This window comes from Aerococcus sp. L_32 (assembly GCF_050689315.1).
In genome coordinates this window covers 1-712 of record NZ_JBOEQF010000956.1, presented here as the reverse complement: position 1 = coordinate 712, position 712 = coordinate 1, and the positions used below count along the sequence as shown (strand labels likewise).

Sequence of the window (712 nt, the reverse complement as noted above, 5' to 3'; positions counted from 1 at the left end):
TGGAGGTCACTAATAAAATGTTCTGTGGCTTTAGGTAATTCCATAATCGCTTCTAGATTAATGATTTCTGTTGTTACTGAGGCAATATCTGGAAATTGCTCAGATAATAATAATAAATAACGTTCATTGTAGTCCATCACTACTTCACTCACTTTCTTTCAACCATCATACCATGTCTCGCAGAAGATAAAAATTGCAATATTACTATTTCTAACAAATTCATGAGATTTTTTCAAAAAATTGGCTATTTAAGTCCTTCTTAATTTGCTTTTATAATTATATTAAATAATCTATTAACTTGCTATCATTAACTAATGACAAAATAGCAAAAAAGCATACCCATAAACTTTGCAGTTTTTCACATAGGTATGCTTCCTGATTAAATTTTCAATGCTCGTTGCGCTTCTCGTTTCATATCTTTCTCTTTTAAAGCACGACGCTTATCATATTTTTTCTTACCCTCAGCTACGCCTAATAGCACTTTTGCGTAACCGCGTTTAATATAAACTTTTAGTGGTACTAGGGTATGACCTTCCCTTTGTGTCTCTTTTAGTAACTTATTAATTTCAGCCTTCTTCAATAAAAGTTTACGTGGGCGTAGTGGGTCATGGTTAAACATGTTCCCCTGCTCAAATTCGGAAATATGGACATTGTACATCCAGACTTCTCCGCGATCGATTCTTGCGAACCCATCTTTTAAATTCAAGCGTGA

General features: G+C 33.7%; 2 protein-coding genes. Both read right to left on the bottom strand.

Annotated elements, in window-relative coordinates:
* Nucleotides 1-137: fructose-bisphosphatase class III (locus tag ACRCJ0_RS17590; RefSeq protein ID WP_431391442.1), on the bottom strand; the 137-nt coding region annotated here is incomplete at its 3' end.
* A gap of 242 nt (nucleotides 138-379) precedes the next feature.
* Nucleotides 380-712: SsrA-binding protein SmpB (gene smpB, locus ACRCJ0_RS17585; RefSeq protein WP_431391440.1), on the bottom strand; the 333-nt coding region annotated here is incomplete at its 5' end.